Source organism: Vibrio sp. 1F263 (assembly GCF_041439035.1).
Lineage (GTDB): Bacteria > Pseudomonadota > Gammaproteobacteria > Enterobacterales > Vibrionaceae > Vibrio > Vibrio tasmaniensis_A.
This window is the reverse complement of record NZ_JBGONI010000010.1, coordinates 1-22,149: the sequence shown is the minus strand read 5'-3', so window position 1 is coordinate 22,149 and position 22,149 is coordinate 1. Positions and strand designations below refer to the sequence as shown.

General features: G+C 42.2%; 23 protein-coding genes and 2 pseudogenes. 16 read left to right on the top strand and 9 right to left on the bottom strand.

What is annotated here, in order from left to right:
* The first annotated feature begins 2 nt into the window (after positions 1-2).
* From mutM to ACED25_RS09115, 6 genes are all read left to right on the top strand, one after another.
* Positions 3-812 (top strand): bifunctional DNA-formamidopyrimidine glycosylase/DNA-(apurinic or apyrimidinic site) lyase, encoded by an 810-nt coding sequence (gene mutM, locus ACED25_RS09140; RefSeq protein ID WP_371695133.1) that lies wholly within the window; start codon positions 3-5, stop codon positions 810-812.
* A 208-nt stretch (positions 813-1,020) separates the two neighbouring features.
* Positions 1,021-1,971 (top strand): glycosyl transferase family 90, encoded by a 951-nt coding sequence (locus ACED25_RS09135; protein WP_371695132.1) that lies wholly within the window; start codon positions 1,021-1,023, stop codon positions 1,969-1,971.
* A complete protein-coding gene (gene waaF / locus ACED25_RS09130) occupies positions 1,968-3,023 on the top strand; it encodes a lipopolysaccharide heptosyltransferase II (protein WP_371695131.1) in 1,056 nt (351 codons plus the stop codon). The genes ACED25_RS09135 and waaF overlap by 4 nt, the downstream gene beginning before the upstream one ends.
* Positions 3,024-3,036: 13 nt before the next feature.
* Positions 3,037-4,356, top strand: a complete 1,320-nt coding sequence (gene waaA / locus ACED25_RS09125; RefSeq protein WP_371695130.1) for a lipid IV(A) 3-deoxy-D-manno-octulosonic acid transferase — start codon at positions 3,037-3,039, stop codon at positions 4,354-4,356.
* Positions 4,353-5,093, top strand: a complete 741-nt coding sequence (locus ACED25_RS09120) for a glycosyltransferase family 25 protein (protein ID WP_371695129.1) — start codon at positions 4,353-4,355, stop codon at positions 5,091-5,093. The genes waaA and ACED25_RS09120 overlap by 4 nt, the downstream gene beginning before the upstream one ends.
* Positions 5,094-5,096: 3 nt before the next feature.
* Complete coding sequence (locus ACED25_RS09115) at positions 5,097-5,990, top strand: hypothetical protein (RefSeq protein ID WP_009847973.1); 894 nt, start codon at positions 5,097-5,099, stop codon at positions 5,988-5,990.
* Position 5,991: 1 nt separating this feature from the next.
* Here the strand turns inward: ACED25_RS09115 and ACED25_RS09110 are convergent, their stop codons facing one another.
* On the bottom strand, positions 5,992-6,714 hold the full coding sequence (locus ACED25_RS09110) for a 3-deoxy-D-manno-octulosonic acid kinase (protein WP_009847972.1): 723 nt from the start codon (positions 6,712-6,714) through the stop codon (positions 5,992-5,994).
* A gap of 71 nt (positions 6,715-6,785) precedes the next feature.
* Between ACED25_RS09110 and ACED25_RS09105 the strand changes: the two genes are divergently transcribed.
* From ACED25_RS09105 to ACED25_RS09080, 6 genes are read left to right on the top strand one after another with little or no spacing between them, the layout of a single operon-like run.
* Positions 6,786-7,886, top strand: coding sequence for a glycosyltransferase family 9 protein (locus ACED25_RS09105; RefSeq protein WP_371695128.1), 1,101 nt, complete (start codon positions 6,786-6,788; stop codon positions 7,884-7,886).
* Positions 7,879-8,943 (top strand): glycosyltransferase family 9 protein, encoded by a 1,065-nt coding sequence (locus ACED25_RS09100; protein WP_371695127.1) that lies wholly within the window; start codon positions 7,879-7,881, stop codon positions 8,941-8,943. Before ACED25_RS09105 ends, ACED25_RS09100 begins: the two co-directional genes overlap by 8 nt.
* Before the next feature lie 9 nt (positions 8,944-8,952).
* Positions 8,953-9,441, top strand: coding sequence for a pantetheine-phosphate adenylyltransferase (gene coaD, locus ACED25_RS09095; RefSeq protein ID WP_122046770.1), 489 nt, complete (start codon positions 8,953-8,955; stop codon positions 9,439-9,441).
* 18 nt (positions 9,442-9,459) lie between these two features.
* Positions 9,460-10,416, top strand: a complete 957-nt coding sequence (locus tag ACED25_RS09090) for a glycosyltransferase (protein ID WP_371695126.1) — start codon at positions 9,460-9,462, stop codon at positions 10,414-10,416.
* On the top strand, positions 10,406-11,293 hold the full coding sequence (locus ACED25_RS09085; protein WP_371695125.1) for a lipopolysaccharide biosynthesis protein: 888 nt from the start codon (positions 10,406-10,408) through the stop codon (positions 11,291-11,293). Before ACED25_RS09090 ends, ACED25_RS09085 begins: the two co-directional genes overlap by 11 nt.
* A gap of 7 nt (positions 11,294-11,300) precedes the next feature.
* Positions 11,301-11,975 (top strand): CatB-related O-acetyltransferase, encoded by a 675-nt coding sequence (locus ACED25_RS09080; RefSeq protein WP_371695124.1) that lies wholly within the window; start codon positions 11,301-11,303, stop codon positions 11,973-11,975.
* Positions 11,976-12,018: 43 nt separating this feature from the next.
* Here ACED25_RS09080 and lpxM read toward each other — a convergent pair whose 3' ends face one another.
* Both lpxM and rfaD read right to left on the bottom strand, forming a co-directional pair.
* Positions 12,019-12,972, bottom strand: coding sequence for a lauroyl-Kdo(2)-lipid IV(A) myristoyltransferase (gene lpxM, locus ACED25_RS09075; protein WP_012603053.1), 954 nt, complete (start codon positions 12,970-12,972; stop codon positions 12,019-12,021).
* Positions 12,973-13,047: 75 nt separating this feature from the next.
* Positions 13,048-13,989: an ADP-glyceromanno-heptose 6-epimerase gene (gene rfaD / locus ACED25_RS09070; RefSeq protein ID WP_371695123.1), complete on the bottom strand. Its 942-nt coding sequence runs from the start codon at positions 13,987-13,989 to the stop codon at positions 13,048-13,050.
* A 222-nt stretch (positions 13,990-14,211) separates the two neighbouring features.
* Here rfaD and ACED25_RS09065 point away from each other — a divergent pair, with 222 nt between their 5' ends.
* A complete protein-coding gene (locus ACED25_RS09065) occupies positions 14,212-14,850 on the top strand; it encodes a TetR/AcrR family transcriptional regulator (RefSeq protein WP_012603056.1) in 639 nt (212 codons plus the stop codon).
* A 308-nt stretch (positions 14,851-15,158) separates the two neighbouring features.
* Here ACED25_RS09065 and ACED25_RS09060 read toward each other — a convergent pair whose 3' ends face one another.
* The 5 genes from ACED25_RS09060 to ACED25_RS09040 form a co-directional block, all read right to left on the bottom strand.
* On the bottom strand, positions 15,159-16,310 hold the full coding sequence (locus ACED25_RS09060; RefSeq protein WP_371695122.1) for a murein hydrolase activator EnvC: 1,152 nt from the start codon (positions 16,308-16,310) through the stop codon (positions 15,159-15,161).
* Positions 16,311-16,360: 50 nt separating this feature from the next.
* Positions 16,361-17,182 (bottom strand): serine O-acetyltransferase, encoded by an 822-nt coding sequence (cysE, locus tag ACED25_RS09055; protein ID WP_009847961.1) that lies wholly within the window; start codon positions 17,180-17,182, stop codon positions 16,361-16,363.
* Between the two features lie 261 nt (positions 17,183-17,443).
* Positions 17,444-18,481, bottom strand: coding sequence for an NAD(P)H-dependent glycerol-3-phosphate dehydrogenase (gene gpsA, locus ACED25_RS09050; RefSeq protein WP_371695121.1), 1,038 nt, complete (start codon positions 18,479-18,481; stop codon positions 17,444-17,446).
* Between the two features lie 178 nt (positions 18,482-18,659).
* On the bottom strand, positions 18,660-19,127 hold the full coding sequence (gene secB / locus ACED25_RS09045; RefSeq protein ID WP_371695120.1) for a protein-export chaperone SecB: 468 nt from the start codon (positions 19,125-19,127) through the stop codon (positions 18,660-18,662).
* 99 nt (positions 19,128-19,226) lie between these two features.
* The gene (locus tag ACED25_RS09040; protein ID WP_016786319.1) at positions 19,227-19,661 is read right to left on the bottom strand and encodes a rhodanese-like domain-containing protein; all 435 of its coding nucleotides are present in this window, start codon (positions 19,659-19,661) and stop codon (positions 19,227-19,229) included.
* A gap of 282 nt (positions 19,662-19,943) precedes the next feature.
* On the opposite strand from ACED25_RS09040, the pseudogene ACED25_RS09035 reads away from it, so the two are divergent.
* Positions 19,944-20,215 (top strand): annotated as a pseudogene (locus ACED25_RS09035) (transposase); the annotation flags it as partial.
* On the opposite strand, the pseudogene ACED25_RS09030 reads toward ACED25_RS09035, so the two are convergent.
* Positions 20,209-21,392: pseudogene (locus ACED25_RS09030) on the bottom strand (ISL3 family transposase). The pseudogenes ACED25_RS09035 and ACED25_RS09030 sit on opposite strands and share 7 nt — an antisense overlap.
* A gap of 166 nt (positions 21,393-21,558) precedes the next feature.
* On the opposite strand from ACED25_RS09030, the gene ACED25_RS09025 reads away from it, so the two are divergent.
* Positions 21,559-21,756 (top strand): hypothetical protein, encoded by a 198-nt coding sequence (locus ACED25_RS09025; protein ID WP_371695119.1) that lies wholly within the window; start codon positions 21,559-21,561, stop codon positions 21,754-21,756.
* Positions 21,757-21,875: 119 nt separating this feature from the next.
* Positions 21,876-22,001 (top strand): hypothetical protein, encoded by a 126-nt coding sequence (locus ACED25_RS09020; RefSeq protein ID WP_371695171.1) that lies wholly within the window; start codon positions 21,876-21,878, stop codon positions 21,999-22,001.
* Positions 22,002-22,149: the final 148 nt, after the last annotated feature.

Genomic DNA, 22,149 nt, shown 5'->3' with positions numbered 1-22,149 from the left:
CTATGCCTGAATTACCCGAAGTTGAAGTAAGCCGCATGGGGATCTCGCCTCATTTAGTCGGTGAGAAGATTAAAACTCTGACTTTTCGTACACCTAAACTGCGTTGGGATATCCCTCAAGAACTTAAGCGATTAGAAGGGCAGGTGATTCGCTCTATCTCACGCCGAGCTAAGTATCTATTGATAGAAACCGAGACTGGAACAGCCATTGTGCACCTTGGGATGTCTGGCTCATTGCGCGTGTTAGACGCAGATTTCCCGCCAGCAAAACACGATCACGTGGATCTCAAGCTCACCAATGGCAAGGTATTGCGTTACAACGATCCGCGTCGCTTTGGTGCGTGGTTATGGTCGGCGCCGGATGAGGTTCATTCTGTGCTACTAGGCTCTGGCCCTGAACCACTAACTGACGACTTCAACGCTGACTATATTGCTGAAAAAGCCGCCAAGCGTAAAGTGGCCGTCAAACAGTTCATTATGGACAACAAAGTAGTGGTCGGTGTGGGTAACATCTACGCCAACGAAGCGCTATTTTCTTCACGTATTAATCCTTTGCGCTCTGCAAGTAAGGTTACAAAACAAGAGTGGCTCTTGTTAACTAAAGAGATCAAGCAAGTACTCACGACGGCTATCAGACAGGGTGGAACAACGCTAAAAGACTTTGCCCAAGCGGATGGAAAACCGGGATATTTTGCTCAAGAGCTGCAGGTTTATGGTAAGGCTGGTCAACAGTGTCCTAACTGTGAAGAGCTGATTCAGGAATTTAAAATCGGGCAAAGAAACACGTTTTATTGCTCTAGCTGTCAGGTATAGATGTGTCCTTCTCAATACAGAAGTTGATATCACTTGAAGCTGTGTCTAGGGCACTTTATCTGATAAAATTACGGATATTATTGTGGAACTTGTCGTCTTCATTTTTAAAGGCAGAGTCTACCTCTAGAGCTTTGTTGATAATTCCTTGCCTATGGCTGCTGACTTTGCCTTCGTTACATTACGCAAAAATAAAATATAAAGAGAAACTATGAAGATATTTTATTATCTAAAACATGCCTTGCTCTCTATCGCACCTCGTTTGTATTTTTCAAAACAGTTTGAAAAGCTGGAAAAGTCATATTCCGATCAAGCTGACTATATAAAAAGCAGAGTAAATTATTACGTAAAAGGGCTCGGCGACTTTGATAAGGCTAGTTTAAGCTGCGAGATTAGTAATTATTCTCGAAAAGGTTATACATCTTATTTCTTTGATCTTAAAGAGTTTCTTCATTATTTTCCAAAGTACTTTCGTTTCAGTTACTACTTTGGTGATGAAACGCATATAGAGCCAGTTCCAACTTTATTTAAAGCTCGTCCGATTGATGGGAACAATAGTAACTCTGTACTATTTAAATTAGATAAGCGTCGTCATTTCCGATTCGTGGATGATAGCTTAAGTTTTTCTGATAAAAAAAATATGGCCGTGTTTCGTGGTGCTGTGACTCAACCACATAGAATTCGTTTTATGGAAACTCTGTATGGTCATCCACTGATGAATGCAGGTCAATCGAATACTTCAGAGCAACACCCAGAGTGGCAACAGCCATTTATGACAGTAGAAGAGCAGCTTCAATACAAATTCATTATTTGTCTTGAAGGGAACGATGTTGCATCAAACTTGAAATGGGCAATGTCTTCAAACTCACTTGTCGTTACTCCAAAAATGAAATTTGAAACGTGGTTTATGGAAGGCACTCTGCAGCCAGGCATACATTATGTAGAGGTGAAGGATGACTGGTCGGATTTTGAGCAAAAAATTAAATACTATTTAGACAACCCTAAAGAGTCTGAACAGATGATCAAAAATGCGCATGAATACCTTGCTCCTTTCCAAGATGAACAACTAGAAAAATTGGTTTGCATTAAAACACTTCAAGAATATTTTAGACTATCTGGTCAAGCTACTCACGAACACGCTATTAACGAGCAAGACAAATGAAAATTCTGATTATTGGCCCATCATGGGTTGGAGACATGGTAATGTCTCAAGGCTTATATATTGAGTTGCAGACGCAGTACCCTGACGCAAAAATTGATGTTTTAGCGCCAGCATGGTGTAAGCCTATTTTGGAAAGAATGCCACAAGTCAATCAAGCTCTTGAAATGCCACTAGGGCATGGGCAATTTGATCTGAAATCTCGTTATAAGATCGGCAAATCGTTGAGGGAAGTACAGTACGATAAAGCGTACGTATTACCTAACTCCGCGAAATCAGCTTTAATTCCCCTGTTTGCACGCGTTCCTGAACGAGTTGGCTGGAAAGGTGAAATGCGTTTTGGTTTGCTTAATGACGTTAGAACCAATAAAAAAGCGTTTCAATACATGTTAGAGCGATATGTAGCGTTAGCGCACCCTAAAGCTGAAATGACGGGTAGTGGTTGTTTAGGTGAATTGTCATCATTACCTTTTCCAAGCCTACAAGTTGTTGACTCCAGCCAACAAGAGGCTATGGAGCAATTTGGTTTAAACAATCAAAGGCCTGTCCTTGGTTTATGTCCTGGTGCTGAGTTTGGCCCTGCGAAACGTTGGCCTGATAATCACTTTGCAACAGCAGCGACAGCGATGACAAAACAAGGTTACCAAGTGTGGTTGTTTGGCTCGGCTAAAGATCGTGAAGTAACCCAAAAGATAATCGAACAAGTCCCTGTTAATATGCAGCAGCATTGCTTCAATTTAGCTGGAGATACGAGCTTAATTCAGGCTGTAGACTTGATCGGGGCTTGTCGTACTGTCGTTAGCAATGATTCTGGGCTGATGCATGTGGCCGCTGCGGTGGGCTGTAATGTCGTGGCTGTTTACGGCTCTAGTTCACCTAAATATACGCCTCCGCTAACGAACAAACTGGCGATCATCAATACCGATATTGAGTGCCGACCTTGCTTTGAACGAACTTGTCCCAAGCAGCACCTAAAGTGCCTAACTGAGTTAATGCCGAGTAGAGTCATTAGTGCTATTGAGCAGTTTGATGTAATTTCCCAAGGCAAAATATAAATAAGGTCGTCATATGAGCACTGTCGTTCGTTGGGCCTATACCGCGTTACTTTTCCTTGTAAGCCCTATCCTGCTTTGGGGCTTATATCGTTCCAAAGCAAACAAACCACCTTTTGGTCGTCGTTGGAAAGAGCATTTCGGGTTTACACCGTCGATCAATAATAGACAGTCGGGCGTGATCTGGCTTCATGCTGTTTCAGTAGGGGAAGTGCTGGCGAGTAAGAAGTTAGTTGAACAACTGGCGATACAAAACCCAGATAAAAGAATACTGATCACTACAACAACGAGTACAGGCGCTGAGCAGGTCGAAAAGATGAGCGGTTCGATTAGCCATCGTTATATGCCTATTGATTTTAGTTGGTGTGTTCAACGTTTTATCAACCGCGTTCAGCCAGATAACATGCTCATTATTGAAACGGAATTATGGCCAAACACCATTAACACCGTTGCTAAAAATGATGTTCCGATGATATTAGTTAATGGACGATTATCCGAAAAATCAGCCAGTAATTATCAAAAAATGAGTTCGTTAATTTATCCGACTATCTCTAAGTTAAATTTAATATTGACAGTACACTCTGATGATAAATCTCGATTTGAGTTACTAGGTGCGCCGAGCGAAAAAGTCATTGTCACAGGGTCAATTAAGTACGATGTGTCGATTGATAATAATGTAATCGCACAAGGCGAGCATCTTAAAGATATTTTGGGGCAGGGTAGGCAGATTGTTGTCGCCGCGAGCACTCATGCGGGCGAAGATGAACAAATTTTTAGAGCTTACCAACAAGCCAAAATCCAACGGCCAGAATTGCTGTTAGTGATAGTGCCTCGTCACCCTGAACGGTTTGATTCAGTTGCTGAATTGGCCAAAAACCAAGGCTTAGTTTTGGTTCGTCGAACCGAAGTTGTTGACGAGATACCGCTCGATGTCGACGTCTACTTGGGGGATACGATGGGAGAGCTTATGGTTATGCTTTCTGCGAGCGATCTTGTTTTTATGGGAGGAAGCCTACTTGGAAAGAAAGTAGGAGGACATAACTTCATCGAACCTGCGCTGCTTCAAAAATACTGCTTAACAGGGCCGAGCTATTTCAATTTTGCAGACCTGGCGAATCAATTGATCGACTCGAGCGCACTGTCTGTTGTAGCCGATGAGAATGAGCTTGCTTTACAAATGATCAGTGCATTATCCAAGCCTAAAGAGTTAATTGAAAAAGGGCGAATAGGCTATGGTATAGTTCAACAGAATCAAGGTGCGTTACAACAAACACTCCAATTGATACATCATTCAGCCACCAATAATCAGTCAACCAATATTGAGACATCACCATGATCAAAACTTTTGTTATTCATGTAAGCAAAGGCTACGAAGAACGTAGAAAACATATAGATAAGCACCTGCCAGAAGTGGGCATCACTGATTACGAATATATGTTAGCTGGTGATATCGATGATCTATCTGATGAGGTTAGAAATGGTTTTTTTGACGACTCACTGAGGCTCCCTGAGAAGTCTTGCTTTTATAAGCACTACTTAGTGATGAAAAAAGTCGTAGAAGAACAAATTCCACAAGTATTAGTGTTAGAAGATGATGCTTTTCTAAATAGCGATTTTATTGAGCAACTAGAAGCTTTCCAAAGCGAGCTTGCTGGTGAAGAAAAGTATCTTGTAAATATTGAAGAGGCGTCGAGTTTAGTACCCACATCAGTAAGAGTTCCAAATCAACATCTGTACTTGTGTAAAACGAACAAGCTTACTGGTGGTTTGCTTTATGACCTTAGTTTTGCTCGCGCAATGGTAGAGCATATGGAAAACAATATAACCGACGCACCTATTGATGGTTATATTGGTAATGAGCGAACGACATTAGAGTACAATATTTTTTGGACACACCCACCTTTGGTTCGTCAGGGTAGTAAAACCGGTGCATTTGATAGTGAGTTGAGTGGTAGAACCTCAGGACTTTATGCGACGGTTAGAAGTTGGTTTAAAGAGGGATACCGAACTCATGTTCGAAGCCATGTCAGCAGCAAGCACAAAGCACTTTTTAAAAATATTACGAAGTACTAAATTATGAAATCAGAATTGGCTAGAAAACACTTAACATTTGTCATTTATGGCAATGATAGAACTTACTATCAAGGCGCAAGATTTTGCATTTTGTCTTTTTTAGCCAATTGGGTTGAGGCAAATGGAACTAGGCCTGAAATTTCTGTTCTAGCAGAAGAGCCTGAGCACTTCGCTAATATGCCAATTAAAGTGTTTCCGATATCGCCAGCTCAAAAGGCTGAATGGAGTCTAGGCAATACTTATCACTTCAGAATCAAGAACCGCGGCTTAAAATATCTTTGCGATAATTTAGAGTTGAGTCCTGAAGATAAACTGCTTTTTTTAGATACAGATACGTACTTTAACGTGCCAACAAACGTTTATTTCGACTCTATATCGGATAAAAACGCGTTACTGTTTTGCTCAGAAGTGAACATCAATACTTTGCCAAGCACCAATGAATACGCACATATCAGAGATAGAGATATAAAGCTTATGGATGGCAGTGTCTACCGCACCAATCCAGACTCAGTTATGTGGGCGTCGGCAGTCATCGGTATCACCGGGAAACACACATCAGCTTTTGATTATGCCGATGTGTTGATTCAAGCGTTACGTCAAGAAGGGTGTGAGGCACACACTCTAGAACAGTTTGCGTTATCTGAAGCGCTCTCTACACAGGTGAATATTGAACCAGCGAAAGCTTGGCTCAATCATTATTCAACGAGTGGACGAAAAGACTGGGCGAGAACGGTGTTGGAACAGTTCTTTGAAGAACACGGAGATAAACCATTTGAAGAGCAAATACGCTTAGCTAAAGAAGTGTCCTTCAAGCGCCCTCTTGCTGAAGTGATTCGAGGGCATATCTATAAAAAGAAAAAGAAACTTCGTAAGTTATTTGGTTTGAAAGAAGAATAAATCATAGACTCTCAAGGGTACTCACTTTGTACCCTTGTTCAATTTGTGAAAAATCAAAGTGCTGAGCATCAATCCTTCCTAATCGAACTTCTTTTTCGAATGAGCGCTTAAGTCGCTTTAAATTACTCTCTTTCCAGCTATTACCTGTTTGCGTTAGGCATTTATCAAAATCGATAATCCAAACCTTGCCTGCTTTATCAACGAGAATGTTATGGATATTGAGGTCGGTATGATTGACCCCGGCATCGTGCATTTTTCGAATTTGATGACCAATATCGTTGAAATGGGAATCGGATAGTTTTTTGTTTGATAGTATCTTTACTAAGTCTTCTGCGTCGGAAATCTTTTCAATTAAAATATCGGCTTTGTAAACGAGCCCTTCTTGCGAAACTTTCGCAGCAACGGGTGTCGGGACATTAACTTTATGTGTGGCTAGAAGCTCAAGTAACATTAGCTCTTGGTATGCTCGTGAGTTCTCTAATCCAGTAAATAAATAGCTGTCTCTAACTAGCTTTCCAAACAAGCCGCCGCGATGATAATGTCGAAGAGCGAAATTGCTTTTTTCTCCCTTAACAAACCATGTTGTTCCTCTACCTTGAGCGTGCCCCAGTATTGCTTGATTCGCCTTCCAATAATCCACAGAAAAAGCCAATTCAACGTCTTCGGTGAGTAATTTAGGATTATACCAGTACGTTGTTTTATGGATTTGCTTTGTTGTAAACATGAATCACTGTCTCGTATTGGGGAGTTTATGGCATACTTGGTAGAACAGTATATCAAACGCCGAACAGATTAATGAACGATTCATGTAGTTACCAAAAAATATTAGTTGTTGCCACTCATTGCATTGGTGATAGTTTGTTGATCTCTGCTTTTACCCATAGTCTGAGAAAAGCGTTTCCGACCGCAACAATAGATGTTTTAGTTAATGCTAGAGGGGAGATGGTTTTTGGTACCAATCCAGACGTTGACTCTTTAGTTGAAATTCCGCCAAGAGCATCCGTTAAGGACTATTACCGGATTTTAAAAACGCATGGTCGATATGATTTAGTCGTCAATGAAATGCTTAATGATAGAACAGCTATCTATAGTTTTATCTTTGGTAAGAAAAGACTTGGTGCAATTGATGAATCGCTTTCTGGCGCCTGGGTTAAAAAGTTAATTTATACTCATTACATTAAAGAACAGCATCGCTTTGAGCATAAAATGAGTCGCGTTGCTCGTATGCTGGATACCATAGATGTTAATTGTATTGCACGGCTAGTCTCTCCCGAAGAGTTATTACCTTCAGTGGTTCAAAAGAGATTGCCATCAAACTACATTGTTGTGCATGCGCCATCCTCCAACGAAATTAAGCAGTGGCCAGTCTCGTATTGGGTTGAAGTCATCAATCGTCTGATATCTGCAGGTTATAATATTGTCTTATCTGGCGCTAAATTAGAACGAGACGAGACCATTGTTGAACAAATCATTAGCCAAGTTCCTGAATCGAATCAACTGGTCAGTGTTTTGGGGGAATTATCATTAGCTCAAACCTCTGTATTAATAAAACACAGTGATGGTTTTGTTGGACCTGATAGTGGCCCGGGTCACCTCGCATCAGGTTACTCTATCCCAATTGTATCTATTATTAGCGTAGCGCCAGCAAGCATGTGGTCACCTTGGCCATATGAAGAGCCAATTGATGTAACGAACAATTTATACAGCAATGGTGTTCGCTCCCAAAGAGTCGCCAATATTAGACTTGTGCAATCTGAACGTAACTGCGTCCCTTGTTATAAAAACAGATGTCAAATTAGCGATGATGTCTATTCGCCATGCCTTCAAGATATCAAGCCAGATAACGTTGTTTCTGCTGTTCTAGAAATGATGCCATTGGAATCGATCAATGAATAACGCTCTTTCTGCTCCAAAATCTATTTGTATTCTGCGTTTATCTGCCATTGGTGACGTTTGTCATGCCCTTTCTGTGGTGCAACTTATTCAAGCTACCTATCCAGAATGTCAGATCACGTGGGTGATGGGAAAAATCGAAGCTCAATTACTTGGTGATATACCTGGAATTCAAGTTGTCGTGTTTGATAAAAAACGCGGCCTAAAAGGAATGAAAGAAGTATGGAGAGCCCTGCGTCCAACTCGGTTTGATTATTTGTTGCATATGCAAGTTGCACTAAGAGCCAGCCTGTTAACGATCGGAGTAAAGGCAAAAGTAAAACTTGGTTTTAGTTGGACACGTGCCAAAGAGGGGCAGTGGCTCTTTACCAACCGCAAGCTACCAAAAACGGACGCATCTCATGTGTTAGATAACTTCTCTGAATTTGCTTACTTTTTGGGGTGTTCCAAACAGGTGCCGACATGGGATCTTGCTTTGTCTGATGAAGATCAAAGACTATCGATGGAGCTTGCGCATGAGCCGTATATTGTTATTAGCCCTGCCGCGAGTAAAGATGAGAGAAACTGGTTAGTTGAGCGCTATGCCGCTGTCGCCGATCACGCTTATCAGTTAGGCTTCAAAGTGGTTTTTTGTGGTGCTCCAACGGATAGAGAGCGCAATTTAACCGACAATATATCTCAGCACATGACATCACCTTGTATTAACTTAGTAGGCTCAACCTCGTTAAAGCAGCTTACCGCAGTGATTGGTCAATCCAGTGTAGTGATCGCTCCTGATTCAGGGCCTGCACACATTGCGACGACTCAAGGTGTCCCCGTGATTGGTTTGTATGCGCACAGTAACCCAATGCGAACAGGGCCTTATCATAGTTTAGACTGTGTGGTTTCTGTCTATGAACAGATTGCCGAAGAGCAACACGGTAAAGCGGTTGACGAGCTTCCATGGGGAACCCGAGTAAAAGGAAAAGATCTTATGGCTCTTATTTCTACAGAATCGGTGATTGAGCAGTTAGACCGTGTGTTAGGCAGAGTGAAAAACAAGAAAACATCCAGTGAATAAAGGAATGTCATGAAAATAGCAATTTACCCAGGTACTTTTGATCCTGTGACTAACGGCCACTATGACTTAATTAAACGTGCCGCATGTATGTTTGAAAAGCTTGTCATTGGTGTCGCAGAGAGCCCAAGTAAAGCCACCTTATTTAGCTTAGATGAGCGTGTGGCCTTATTGCGAGAAACTTGCCATGAATTACCTAATGTTTCCGTTGAAGGTTTTAGCGGTTTGCTGGTTGATTTTGCGACCGAGCAAAACGCCTCAATTTTGGTGCGTGGCTTAAGAACGACAATGGACTTTGAGTATGAATTTGGTTTGACGACAATGTATCGTCGATTAAAACCAGAACTAGAGAGCCTGTTTTTGACACCTTCAGAAGAGTTTGCTTTTTTATCATCAACATTGGTTCGTGAAGTCGCTATTCATGGTGGAGAAATAGAGCAATTTGTTCCAGAGTGTGTTCATCAAGCTGTTGTCGCTAAAGTAAAAGCTTTTAAAAATTAAGTGATTATGAATATTTTAATGTATACAAGAGCCACGTTACCTGTGGTGAATTATGGTGGAACCGAACGAGTCATTTGGGACTTAGTTTATGCTTTGCATCTTGCCGGGCACCGAGTGACGCTGCTCGCTGGCAAAGGCACAAAGTGTGATTGGGCAAGAGTCATAGAGTATCAACCGAATGTACCACTGCAAAGTCAGCTTCCAAATGATATTGATGTTGTACATTTCCACTCTGATCTAGAGCCTATCTCTTATCCCTACATTTTAACGCAGCATGGTAATTCAGACGGCCCTATTGACCCTAATACCGTCTTTGTTTCATCTCAGCATGCAAAAAATCATGGTGCACAAGCTTATGTTTACAATGGCTTGAATTGGGACAACTACCAAAAGCCTAACTTTAACTTGAAACGAGAACGTTTCCATTTTCTTGGGAAAGCGGCGTGGCGAGTTAAAAATGTTCAAGGTGCCATTGATATTACCAAGAAAGCTGGCCAGCAGCTTGATGTGTTGGGCGGCCATCGATTGAACCTAAAAATGGGTTTCAGGTTAACGTTAGATCGTCATGTTCGTTTTTTAGGGATGGTGGACGATACAACGAAATCTCAGATCATGACTCAGTCAAAAGGTCTGATATTCCCCGTGACTTGGCATGAACCGTTTGGCTTAGCGATTACAGAGAGTTTGTATTTTGGCTGTCCAGTGTTTGGTACACCCTATGGCTCACTGCCGGAATTAGTTTCTGGTGAGGTAGGTCTTTTATCGAGCTGTGAACAAGAGCTCGTAGAAGGGATCTTAAATTCTGACACCTATGATTCAGCTCGTTGCAATGAATACGCGAGAGATCATTTCAATGCCGATGTCATGGCTGCAGCGTATGTTAGTTATTACGAGAAGGTAGTTGAAGGTAGTAAAGTCAATAGTGCATTAGGAAGTATTGTCGAGTCTTTTAAAAGGTTACCTTATGAACGATAAATTGAAACCGAAACTGGTTTTTGTAGGCTATAAGCAACAGTATGAAAAACTAGAAATTGACGTGCTATCGTCTGATTATGAAAAGCATCATATTTTTCTCAGTAAGTGGCTAGTTAAATTGGTTTCCTTTTTATTTTTCTATAGTAAAAAACACTATCATGAGGCTTATGGAGCGATCATAAGACGAAAAATAAAGGCACTAAATGGCTTCGACGTCATATTCACCACCGATTCTCTGAGAGATATAAAGTCGATATCAAAGATTGATGGGAGGAAGGTGATTGTTTTTAGAAATGTCACAGATGGAAGCCTGAACCATCACCTAAATGATTTTGAAAAATATACGTTTGATGAAGGTGATGCAGCAAAGTATGACTTTAAGCATATTTACCTACCTATGCCTCAACTGAAAATCATCGATGAGATAGAAAAATCATCTGATTTCGATGTTTCTTTTGTCGGCGTGGATAAAGGAAGGAAAGAAAAGGTTCAGAAAATAAAAGGTGCATTAGATGGTTTTAAGTGCAATTTTATTGTTTTTGACAAAAAACCGTCTTATTCCTATGTTGAATACCTAACCGTGATGCTCAATACCAAATGCGTATTGGAAATTGTTCTTGATGGACAGACGTCTGATACTATGAGAGTGAAAGAAGCGTTATACGCTAGAAAAAAAATCATCACTAATCATGCGATTCTTTATAAGCACCATTTATATTCAAAAGATAACTTTCTTATATTTGACTCTCTAAATGAACTCGCTAGTAATATTGAAAGCTTTATTTCTAGTGACTTTGATGAATCAGTTTTTATTAAGCTTGAAGATTACACTGTTGATAGCTTTTATCACAAGCTACTATCTGGTAATGGTGAATAGACTCATTATGAAAAAAATAATACGTAAGATAAAGAAACTAATATTCATTCGTGACCAAAAAAAGCATAGGAACTTCCTTTCTCGGAAATCAAACTTTACAGACACTCAATTTGAAGGCTGCAACTCCATAGCAAATGACTGTGATGTGAATGCCTCATATATTGGGTTTGGCACTTATATTGATACTCATTGTAATATGAACAATGTCAAAATAGGTCGTTTTTGCTCGATTGCTAATAATGTGAAAATTGTCCTAAATAACCACCCGGTCAATGATTATGTGTCGACTCACCCCTGTTTTCATCGTTCAGAACACCGATTGATGCAAAAACAAGGATTGGATTTTAACAAAGGCACCATTTATCCGCGGACTAGATATGTTGAAGAGCATTATCAAGTCGTTGTTGGATCGGATGTCTGGATAGGTGAAGGAGTAAAAATATTCCCCGGAGTAACTATCGGGCATGGTGCTGTTATTGCAACTGGTTCTATTGTGACCAAAGATGTAGATGCATTCAGTATTGTGGGCGGTGTTCCTGCGAAAGAGATTAGGAAGCGCTTTACTGAACAGGAAAGGAAAGCTCTTTTAATGGAACAGTGGTGGGAGTGGCCACTTGAAAAGATCAAAGAGCATCAAGGGGCCTTCATTAACATCAAAGATTTCACACGATTGATTAGCTAGAGTTTTCTAATTAATCAATCGAAACTATATGCCCATATGTGGATTAATAACCCACATATGGGTCTTGTCCGTTCCTACGTGTTTTTAACAACTTTAAAATCCACATGTACTGCTCAGGTTTCGGATTAACAAAACCTTCAACGACTTCATTCATTGCCCTAGCGTCTTGATGTTCATCGCCGGATAACTCAATGGGTGCTTTGATTTCAATTTCGTATTTACCCGTCTCAATATTATAGCTGGCAAAGGTTGGAACGATCTTCGCTCGGCTTACTTTTGCTAGTTTTCCAAGTCCAGGCAAGGTTGCTTTTTCAGTCGCAAAGAAATCTGAGAATACACTTTGCTCTGGGCCATGGTCTTGATCTGGCAGGTAATATCCCAAGTAGCCATCTTTGACTGATTTGATAAAAGGCTTAATGCCTCCACTGCGATCATAAACTCGTCCGCCATACTGAACTCTTTGTTTGTGCATTAACCAGTCGGTCAGGGGGTTTTTCTGGCTATTGGCCATCGCAGAAACGGGTAAGCCTCTTGAAGCTAAAAGGATAGCCGGAATGTCGATGCACCAAGAGTGAGGCACTAGCAAAATAGCACTTTGATTGTCTTTTTGTAGCTGTTGTAAGTGTTCTAATCCAATGATTTCTGAGTGTTTTTCAAGCCAACGTTTACTGCGTAATGATATGGCAGGAAAACCAAGTAAAAAGGCGCCAGCAGTTGTTAGGCAATTGGTTAGAATAGTTTCACGCTCTTGAACAGACTTTTCTGGAAAACAAAGCGCGAGGTTTATACGTGCCTTTTGTACTGAGCCACGTTGCTTCTTCGCCATTTTTGTCGCCACGAATTTTGCTATGGCTACTCGAATCGAGTTTGGCAGCAAAGAAATGGGTAGACATAGGCATAGCCCGAGCCAAGTTCCCCAGTGTTTTGGTGATAAAAACGCACTGATGAATTTGGGGTTGTATGCTTTAGGATCGTAGTCGTCGCGTTGAGTTGTCACTGTAAACCTTTAACTGGCGATATATATTGAACAAGCTAACAGTATACCGTTAGCTTGTTTTCGGGAGAGTGTAATCTAGCGATTAACTGACTGCATGTACTCGCTGACGCCTTCAGCAACCGATTTAAATTGAACATCGCAACCGGCATTACGCAACTTAGTTAAATCAGCTTGAGTAAACTCTTGGTAAGCGCCTTTCAAATGCTCAGGGAATGGGATGGTTTCAATCTCTCCCTTACCGTGATGTTTAATCACCGCTTTTGCGACTTCTTCAAATGATTCGGCCTTACCTGTACCTAGGTTGAAGATACCTGATACGCCATTTTTTAAGAACCACAGGTTTACGGCCGCAACATCACCAACATACACAAAATCACGCTTGAAGGTTTCGCTTCCTGCGAATAATTTCGGGTTTTCACCAGCGTTCATTTGATTGTTTAGGTGGAAAGCGACAGAAGCCATGCTGCCTTTGTGCTGTTCACGTGGACCGTAGACATTGAAGTATCGAAACCCAGTGATTTGAGAAAGCGTTTCGTTGTGTGCGGTTGCATCTGCAGTTAAGCGACGCACATAGTTATCAAATTGCTGTTTTGAATAGCCGTATACGTTTAGCGCGCCTTCGTACTGCGGCTCTTCAATAAAGGTATCGGTTTCACCATAAGTGGCAGCAGAAGAAGCATACAAGAACGGAATCTCGCGCTCGATACAGTAATGCAGCAACTCTTTCGAGTATTCGTAGTTGTTGAGCATCATGTATTTGCCATCCCACTCTGTGGTCGCAGAACATGCACCTTCATGGAAAATTGCTTCAATATGACCGAAATCATCACCAGCCATAACTTGAGTTAGAAAGTCATCACGATCCATGTAATCGGTGATATCTAGGTCAACCAGGTTCTTAAATTTTTTGCCATCTTTTAAGTTGTCGACAACTAGAATATCGTTGTGGCCTGCTTCATTGAGCGCCTTAACAATATTGCTGCCAATCATGCCTGCACCACCAGTTACGATAATCATATTTCTTCCTACTTTTTTGAATACAAACTCACACGAGTATAGCAAGGAACAAACGAAGCGAGCTAGCGGAATAATTCTTTAATTCTAGTGTAATGTGGTGATATTAATTGAGATATTCTATCCATTTTCATCAGAGCTAATTCGACCAGATGTGAACAGGTCGATCTATCTGTTTAGTGGCGATATACTGAACCACTAAATGGATAGGGATACTAATTGCTAATGAAAACACGTGACAAGATTGTTTACGCAGCTCTAGAGCTTTTTAATGAGCACGGCGAGCGTAGTATTACGACCAATCATATTGCTGAACACATCGAAATCAGCCCTGGAAACCTCTACTACCACTTCCGCAACAAACAAGAAATTGTACGTGATATCTTTACTCTCTACTCGACAGAGTTACTTGAAAGATTTACTCCGATTCAAGGGCAGCAAGAAAGCCTGACGCTACTAAAGAGCTACTTAGATTCCATCTTCACGCTGATGTGGAAGTATCGATTCTTCTATGCAAATCTGCCTGAAATATTGTCACGTGATGAAAAACTGCACCTTGATTACATGGCCGTTCAAGAAAAGCTGCAAACGAATCTTGTGGATATTATGAGAGCATTTGTTGAGTTGAATTTGCTAAAAGCAACAGATGCAGAAATGAAGTCGATGGTCACATCTCTTCACTTGATCGCATCGGGTTGGTTGGCGTATCAGTCGGCGATGTCTCCAAAATCTCAAATTACGGAGCAAGTTGTTCACCAAGGAATGCTGCAGATGATCGCAACCGTTAAACCGATTGCAACGACTCAAGGCTTTGAGCAACTGACATTGTTAGAAGATGGTGTAAGAGCGCTGAACAGTAAATAAAAGCGAAGATGTGGGTAAGTGGCATTCGGGTAACGAGAGCGGGAAAGCGCAGATTCGAGTGGTGGGATATAAATTGCGACGTCATTCCCTACAGCGAGGAACGAGCGTGATAGGGAATCTTTTTATGTCAGGGCTCGAAAGATGACTCACGGGAGTATGAGATAGAGATTCCAGGTATTTCGTCCCTCAATTCTGGAATGACGAAGTTTTATAAGTGATGGTTCCCGGGCTGAGGGGGTATATGTTTCTTTTCTTAGAGCCCACTCTTCACCTCATACATCTAGGTTACTCGAATACTGAATCTGTTCTTATCTAACCAACCATCTTTTCGGGTTTTGAGCTTGGCTGTTTCTGCGAATTTCAAAATACAGCGATGGGCGGGTTTGACCACCAGTGTCTCCTGCAAGCGCAATAGCCTCCCCAGCTTTAACCTTGTCACCTTCTTTCTTTAAAAGCGCTTGGTTAAAGCCATAGAGCGTCATGTCGCCTTTACCGTGGTCCAGCAGTACCACTAAACCATAACCACGCAAATACTCGGCGAATACCACCGTTCCGGAGTAAACAGATTTTACCTGCTGACCGTATTTCGCTTTGATCACCATGCCTTTCCAATTTACTTGGCCAGTTTGGCGTGAGCCGTAGTTATGCAGAACTTTATCTTTGATTGGCCAAGGCAGTTTACCTTTACGTTTGGCTAAGCCATCCATAGGGACAGCATTGCGTCTCTCTCGGGCGGCTTTTTCTGCTTTCGCTATTTCGGCTTTTAGGCGAGTTTCATTACGTTGAAGTTCGGCTAAGTAATTTTTGTCGCCAGAGATGTTTTTCTTAATACTGCCGACGGTCTTTTTACGCTGTGTTTGGGTCTGCGATAGTTTGTTGCGCTTTTCTACCTGTTGATTTAACAGCGCTGCTATTTGTTCTTGCTCAAGTTGGCGTTGCTTATGGCTTTCTTCTAATTCAAGTTGAGTTTGTTCGATCGTTTTGATTGTTGCAGAACGCGCTTTGGCGAGGTGTTGGTAATAGTGAATAATGCGGTCTTCTTCAACGCCAGTATTTAAGATGTGAGAAGAGGCTTTGGCTCTGCTGGTCATGTAGTAAGTCTGAATCAGCTGCTCTAACTTGTCGGTATGGGCTTTTTTCTGTGCTGTCAGCGTTTTAATCTTATTATCTAAGCTAGCAACATTGGCGTTGGCGGTTTTGAGTTGTTTTTTACTTTTTTGAATGGCTTTTTCAAGCAAGGAGATAGAGAGCTCTTGTTGCTTAAGGTTTGCTTGTAAATTGTCGAGCTTCTTTTGCTGTGAGGATAGTGTTTTTTGTTGACGAGATATCTCACTCGACACACCTTTCAGCTCCCCTTTCGATGCGGCAAGTGACGGTGCTGAGAAAACAACAGCGCAAAGGCCGGCAGATATCAAAAGAACAGCGCTAATTACTTGGACAGGTTTCATCATTATCGTCATATTGCTCTTAAGTTTTTCGTATCTCGGTTCATCGAACCTAGAATCAGCTCTTATATACCATCACCATGGATGAAGTTTTGCGAGCGTCCATTGAACCCTTGATCCATATCTAAAGATGGTTTGTCTGTTTTCGGTTTACCCACAATTTTTGCAGGAACGCCAGCGACCGTTGTATGAGGTGGTACGGCTTGTAGTACAACAGAGCAAGACCCAATCTTCGCACCTTCACCCACTTCAATATTGCCGAGGATTTTAGCGCCAGCCCCAATCATCACACCTTCGCGGATCTTAGGGTGACGATCGCCGCCTTCTTTACCGGTACCACCAAGGGTCACGTCTTGAAGGATCGAAACATCATTTTCGACTACTGCTGTTTCACCAATCACAATACCGGTAGCGTGATCGAGCATGATAGCTTTACCGATACGCGCGGCAGGGTGAATATCTACTTGGCAAGCTACTGAGATTTGGTTCTGTAGGTAAGTGGCAAGTGCAATGCGGCCTTGTTTCCATAGCCAATTTGCGACTCGGTAACCTTGAAGCGCATGGTAGCCTTTAAGGTACAGCAGAGGCATTGAGTACATCTCGACCGCTGGATCTCGATTTACCGTCGCGCAAATATCACAAGCAGCAGCATCAATAATCGATTGATCTTGTTTAAAGGCTTGCTCAACGACTTCACGGACTGCCATTGCTGGCATTGAAGCTGTCTTTAATTTGTTTGCTAGGATGTAGCTAAGGGCTGCGCCTAAACTTTCATGGTTGATAATGGTGGCATGGTAAAAACTCGCTAGCATAGGCTCTTGCTCAGACTGCTGTCGAGCTTCTTTCACAATGCATTGCCAAACTTTTTGCTGTTCACAGTGTTTCATTTTTCCATCCATTCCTTTAAACCAGATACGCGTAGCGAGATGAGAGATACGAAGAGCTTAGAAAAGCCAATTAGCGTAAATGAGATTCCAGATACTTCATTCTTCAATGACGAGCATTATATTAACGTCATCTTCAAGAGTGAGGAACGAGCGAGTTGGAGAACTTTGTTCGGGTCATTTACTTTATGCTATTCGCATCTTGATTACCCATACCTCTAACTCTGTTCGTATCTCGTTTACTCGAGTCTCTCTACTGCTCTTTTACCTTTCTGACTTCTTATCTCGTGCAAGCAGATCTTGTGCCGCTAGGTGTGCATCTTTCCCTTGATACAACACTTGATAAATCTGTTCAACAATGGGCATTTCAACGCCCATACGCTCTGATAGTAACCAAACTTCTTTGGTGTTGCGATAACCTTCTACCACTTGGCCAATTTCTTCTTGTGCTGTATCTACATCTTTACCTGCACCTAAAGCTAATCCAAAACGACGGTTACGTGATTGGTTGTCGGTACAGGTTAGTACTAGGTCACCCAATCCAGCCATGCCCATGAAGGTTTCTGGTTGTGCGCCAAGAGCTGCTCCCAATCGACTCATTTCAGCCAAACCGCGAGTGATAAGCGCCGTACGAGCATTAGCACCAAAGCCAATACCATCTGACATTCCAGCACCAATTGCGATGACATTTTTCACTGCACCACCAAGTTGCATGCCAATAAAATCTGAATTTGCGTACACACGGAACGTTTTGCCACAGTGAATTTTTTCTTGAAGTTGTTCAAGGAATTCTGCATCAGGGGAAGCCACAGAGATTGCCGTTGGCATACCCATCGCTAGCTCTTTGGCGAAGGTAGGTCCTGATAGAACTGCTAACGAGTACCCATCACCAAGCACATCGTGAGCGACATCTTTTAGCAGGCGACCAGTTTCCGGTTCTAAACCTTTAGTAGCCCAGCAGATACGAGAGCTTGTCGTTAAGTGTGGTTTTAGGCTATTTAGAACGATACCAAACACGTGGCTAGGGACGACAACAAGAAGATCACGACTTGCTGTTACTGCCTTCTCAAGGTCTGACTCGATGATTAGGCTTTCTGGGAAGTCGATATTTGGCAGAAATTCATTATTTGCGCGCTCGGATTCGAGACGAGCCATGTGAACAGGATCATGCCCCCACAGAACAACGTTTGCACCGTTACGCGCTAGAGAGATAGCTAAAGATGTTCCGTAAGAACCTGCGCCAATTACTGCCATGGCGATCTCTTTGCCGTAAGCGTTTGTCGAGTCAGTTGTTTCTGTCATGCTTCCACCTAAAAATAATGAGGGAAATCGAAGAGTCTTGGAAAAGCTATCCACTAAAATCAGAGGAGCTTTCAATTTTAGTACAGTGTAAAGAAAAAATGCACATCGCAGAAGTTGCGATGTGCATTTAAAAGCTAACTAGTGCTTGAATCGTTAGAGTTAAGCTCTACTTTGAGACTTAAGCTTGTTCGCCTTCAGCTTGTTGAGCTTGGTTTTGTAGGTAGTTCATGAACAAAGCATCAAAGTTAACTGGTGCTAGGTTCAGTTGTGGGAACGTACCTTTAACCACTAGGCTAGAAATTGTTTCACGAGCGTATGGGAACAGGATGTTCGGGCAGAATGCACCTAGGCAATGAGCAAGTTGGCCAGCTTCCATTTCGCTTGCAGAGAAGATGCCGCCTTGTTGAACTTCACAAAGGAATGCAGTGTCTTCTGCGTTTTTAACCGTAACCGTTAGACGTAGGATTACTTCGTACACGCCTTCGCCAAGTTCACGGCTTTGAGTGTCTAGGTCCAGTTTTACATCTGGGTTCCACTCTTTTTGAAACATGTCTGGAGAGTTTGGCGCTTCGAAAGATACGTCTTTTAGGAAGACACGTTGGATTGCGAAGTTCTGTTGTGCGTCTTGTTGTGCTGCTTCAGCCATTTTCTTGTCCTTAAAAATTTATAATTAGGTTTCGTTCGCCATCTCTGTTGAACAAAACCTTAAAGTCATATTCGTTTAGTTAGGTCAGCTTACCTTTAACTACTTTTTACCTTTCACCAAAGGTAGGTTAGCTTCGCTCCAGGCCACTAAGCCGCTTTTCAGCACGCTTACGTTTTCGAAACCAGCTTTAACCAGTAGGTTAGCGCTTTCTTGAGCTGTTTGACCTGTCTTGCATACTACGATGATTGGGTCTGCTTTGTGGCTTTCAAGGCTACCAAAGCTATTTGCTTTGATATCTGACGGCAAAATGTGAACTGCGTCAGTAATATGGCCCTTTTTAAACTCATCTTTAGTTCGAATATCAACCACAACACCATTTTCACGGTTAATCATGTGTGTGGTTTGCGCTGCCGTGATCTCTTTGTAAGCTGCGTTTGATGTCTTTATAACGTTCGCAATGATGGCCACAACCAAGCCGATCCATACGATGGCTAAAATCATATTCTCTTGAACAAATGGAACTAACTCTTGCATATTTTGAACTCTTATTCGTTATTGGGCGAAAAATTATAGGGTAGGAGTATAGCTATAAAGGGGGGGAGAATACAGAGGAAGGCGTTGTGGAACTCAGTGTTACCTCTCTTTCTTAGTACTTCGCCTCTCGTTCACCAGAATCCCACATTCACACTTCAAACTATTCGACAATCCTAGCTTTTGGTTCACCCTCTTAAACACCGGACTATTGTGAGTGTAGTGGTCTAATGATCCCGGACACGAAATTAGGTGGTAAAGTCTCCACCATAAATGAGGTGTTCAATGACAAAAGGACAACGACGTACATTTTCTACTGAGTCAAAGTAGATGCTGCAAGTTTGGTTCTTGACTAATGGTACTCCATCCCTGAAGCAGCTTACTCTATGGGCGTAGGTGAAACAGCTTTACGGCGCTGGGTCGACCAACTCAAAATTGAGCGAGGTGGAATTACTCCAGCGACCAAAGCCCTCACGCCTGAGCAAAAAATCCAAGAGTTAGATGCCCGGATTAACCGGTTAGAACGAGAAAAATCCATATTCAAAAAGGTTCATCGCGGCTTTCCGGGGAAAGCCGCTTTTATCTTTAAGAAGAAGTAGTCTGTATCTCGATATCCATACCCCATTCGCTTGATTAACTTTATCTTGTTGTTTATTCCTTCAAGTGTGCAGGTGTTTAACGGATAACTTGCCGATGCGATAATACCGTGAAGATAGGGGCTCAGTTTTCGTGCGAACTCTTTCAATGGCTTATTCCACTCTCTTGTACCTGTTCATACCATGCATCCCAGAGCCCCTTAGCGTGCCTTTCTGACCCACAATACCAAAGCTCTTTGAGTTGGGCTCCGAATATATAAGTGGTCATCAAGTCCTTATTGATATTTCAGTCAGATAGCTATCTTGTCGTGCATTTAAGTGACCTCTGTTTTTCAACAGCACCCAGCGTGAGCGCTGACCCATTGTCTCGCTTTTTTATCTTGCTTGAGTTTGTTGGCTTGGTCGACTCTGACTCTATCCATCACCTCACGACCGAACTTAGCGACAAAATGGAACAAGTCGTAAACGATTTTTGCGTTCGGGCAGTGCGATTGAACTTAAAGGTCAAAAGCCGTATTCATGTCCATTGCGACCGCTTCGATATTATTGCCATATTTGCCTAACTGCTCGAAGAACGGTCGTATGTCCTTGCGGCTACGGCCTAACCCTATCCAAATAACTTGGTGAGTCTTAGCGTCAGCAATGAAAGTGGCATACCGATGTCCTTTAAAGATGGCGAACTCATCCATGACGAGTTGTCTAGCCCCTCCCATTTCACTGGCGGTACCACTTCTCTAAGTCGGCGTTTATCTATCTCTTTAATGGTGTACCAATGAACGCTCGTTAACTGGGAGATATGCTTAATGGGAAGAAGAGGCAGTAGCTGCTCTATATAGCTTTTTAGGCGCTTCGTTATACGAGCATAAGGCTCCAACCAAGATAGCGACTCTGTTTTTATACCGCAGTTACGACACTTAATTCTTCGTGTTTGAACGGAAAGTTCAACAGGAACACCGAGTAACATGGCCTCTTTTACATGGTGCCATTGATACTTATGGATGGCTTCGGCTTCAAGACCACAAAGACATTTAGCCTCAGAGTTAGGTTTAAGAGTCAGGGTAATAAGTGATGCTGTCTGGTGAGACTTTACTATTTGAAAGCCTTCCCAGAATGAAGATAGGAAAGTATGATTCGGCATGAAAACGGTTGTTTGTGTATGATTTTTGTTTGGCGACTAAACCATATCACTTACTACCGTTTTTGTTTTAGTTCCCGCTAATCCACGATGAACCTTAAAAAAGGCTACTGCTCTCTTAATGTCGGACGAACTCGAACGTTCTCGCTTATAGACAAGTTGAGGGAGCATGAATCGGTCCAAAATTCTTTGCGAGCTGTTCAACGTAGCTTCGTCTTGTTACTACGAGTTTAAGCAACGCAAGCCGGATGCCAATCGCATTCGTCTAGCTAGCCAAATTAAAAAACTCTTCAACATGAGTCGAGGCTCTGTTGGCAGTCGTACTCTTGTCTCGATGCTGAGCGCAGAAGGCATAAAGCTGATTTAATGAGTAAACAACCAGGTTCGCATCGATATAGGCATGCAAAAGTAGAGAGGCTAGACATTCCAAGTCTACTGAAGCGTGAGTTTTCTGTGAGTACTCCGAATCGTGTTTAGTGTGACGATATTACTTATATTTGGTCAGGTTCGAAGTGGTCCTATTTAGCGGTAGTGCTTGACCTATTTAGCCGACGCGTTGTGGGGCGGTCTTTATCCGATAAGCCTGATACCGAATTAGTATCTAAAGCTTAGGACATGGCCTGGGAGCAACGAGGATGTCCGAAGGGTGTGATGTTCCATTCAGATCAAGGCTGCCAGTAAATGCCGAAAACCGGCTAAAGTCAGTGGGCTTTGTTGCGTAATTAAATTTAAAGATAGAACAACCCCGTTTCGCGTATTT

What these genes read in the sequence shown, in the direction of transcription:
- coaD (WP_122046770.1), top strand. Translation starts at nt 8,953, where the DNA reads ATGAAAATAGCAATTTACCCAGGTACTTTTGATCCTGTGACTAACGGC.
- ACED25_RS09105 (WP_371695128.1), top strand. Translation starts at nt 6,786, where the DNA reads ATGAACGATTCATGTAGTTACCAAAAAATATTAGTTGTTGCCACTCAT.
- ACED25_RS09115 (WP_009847973.1), top strand. Translation starts at nt 5,097, where the DNA reads ATGAAATCAGAATTGGCTAGAAAACACTTAACATTTGTCATTTATGGC.
- ACED25_RS09040 (WP_016786319.1), bottom strand. Translation starts at nt 19,661, where the DNA reads ATGCAAGAGTTAGTTCCATTTGTTCAAGAGAATATGATTTTAGCCATC.
- ACED25_RS09025 (WP_371695119.1), top strand. Translation starts at nt 21,559, where the DNA reads ATGAATCGGTCCAAAATTCTTTGCGAGCTGTTCAACGTAGCTTCGTCT.
- mutM (WP_371695133.1), top strand. Translation starts at nt 3, where the DNA reads ATGCCTGAATTACCCGAAGTTGAAGTAAGCCGCATGGGGATCTCGCCT.
- ACED25_RS09110 (WP_009847972.1), bottom strand. Translation starts at nt 6,714, where the DNA reads ATGTTTACAACAAAGCAAATCCATAAAACAACGTACTGGTATAATCCT.
- waaF (WP_371695131.1), top strand. Translation starts at nt 1,968, where the DNA reads ATGAAAATTCTGATTATTGGCCCATCATGGGTTGGAGACATGGTAATG.
- ACED25_RS09060 (WP_371695122.1), bottom strand. Translation starts at nt 16,310, where the DNA reads ATGACGATAATGATGAAACCTGTCCAAGTAATTAGCGCTGTTCTTTTG.
- gpsA (WP_371695121.1), bottom strand. Translation starts at nt 18,481, where the DNA reads ATGACAGAAACAACTGACTCGACAAACGCTTACGGCAAAGAGATCGCC.
- cysE (WP_009847961.1), bottom strand. Translation starts at nt 17,182, where the DNA reads ATGAAACACTGTGAACAGCAAAAAGTTTGGCAATGCATTGTGAAAGAA.
- waaA (WP_371695130.1), top strand. Translation starts at nt 3,037, where the DNA reads ATGAGCACTGTCGTTCGTTGGGCCTATACCGCGTTACTTTTCCTTGTA.
- ACED25_RS09080 (WP_371695124.1), top strand. Translation starts at nt 11,301, where the DNA reads ATGAAAAAAATAATACGTAAGATAAAGAAACTAATATTCATTCGTGAC.
- ACED25_RS09120 (WP_371695129.1), top strand. Translation starts at nt 4,353, where the DNA reads ATGATCAAAACTTTTGTTATTCATGTAAGCAAAGGCTACGAAGAACGT.
- ACED25_RS09085 (WP_371695125.1), top strand. Translation starts at nt 10,406, where the DNA reads ATGAACGATAAATTGAAACCGAAACTGGTTTTTGTAGGCTATAAGCAA.
- ACED25_RS09065 (WP_012603056.1), top strand. Translation starts at nt 14,212, where the DNA reads ATGAAAACACGTGACAAGATTGTTTACGCAGCTCTAGAGCTTTTTAAT.
- rfaD (WP_371695123.1), bottom strand. Translation starts at nt 13,989, where the DNA reads ATGATTATCGTAACTGGTGGTGCAGGCATGATTGGCAGCAATATTGTT.
- ACED25_RS09090 (WP_371695126.1), top strand. Translation starts at nt 9,460, where the DNA reads ATGTATACAAGAGCCACGTTACCTGTGGTGAATTATGGTGGAACCGAA.
- secB (WP_371695120.1), bottom strand. Translation starts at nt 19,127, where the DNA reads ATGGCTGAAGCAGCACAACAAGACGCACAACAGAACTTCGCAATCCAA.
- ACED25_RS09135 (WP_371695132.1), top strand. Translation starts at nt 1,021, where the DNA reads ATGAAGATATTTTATTATCTAAAACATGCCTTGCTCTCTATCGCACCT.
- ACED25_RS09100 (WP_371695127.1), top strand. Translation starts at nt 7,879, where the DNA reads ATGAATAACGCTCTTTCTGCTCCAAAATCTATTTGTATTCTGCGTTTA.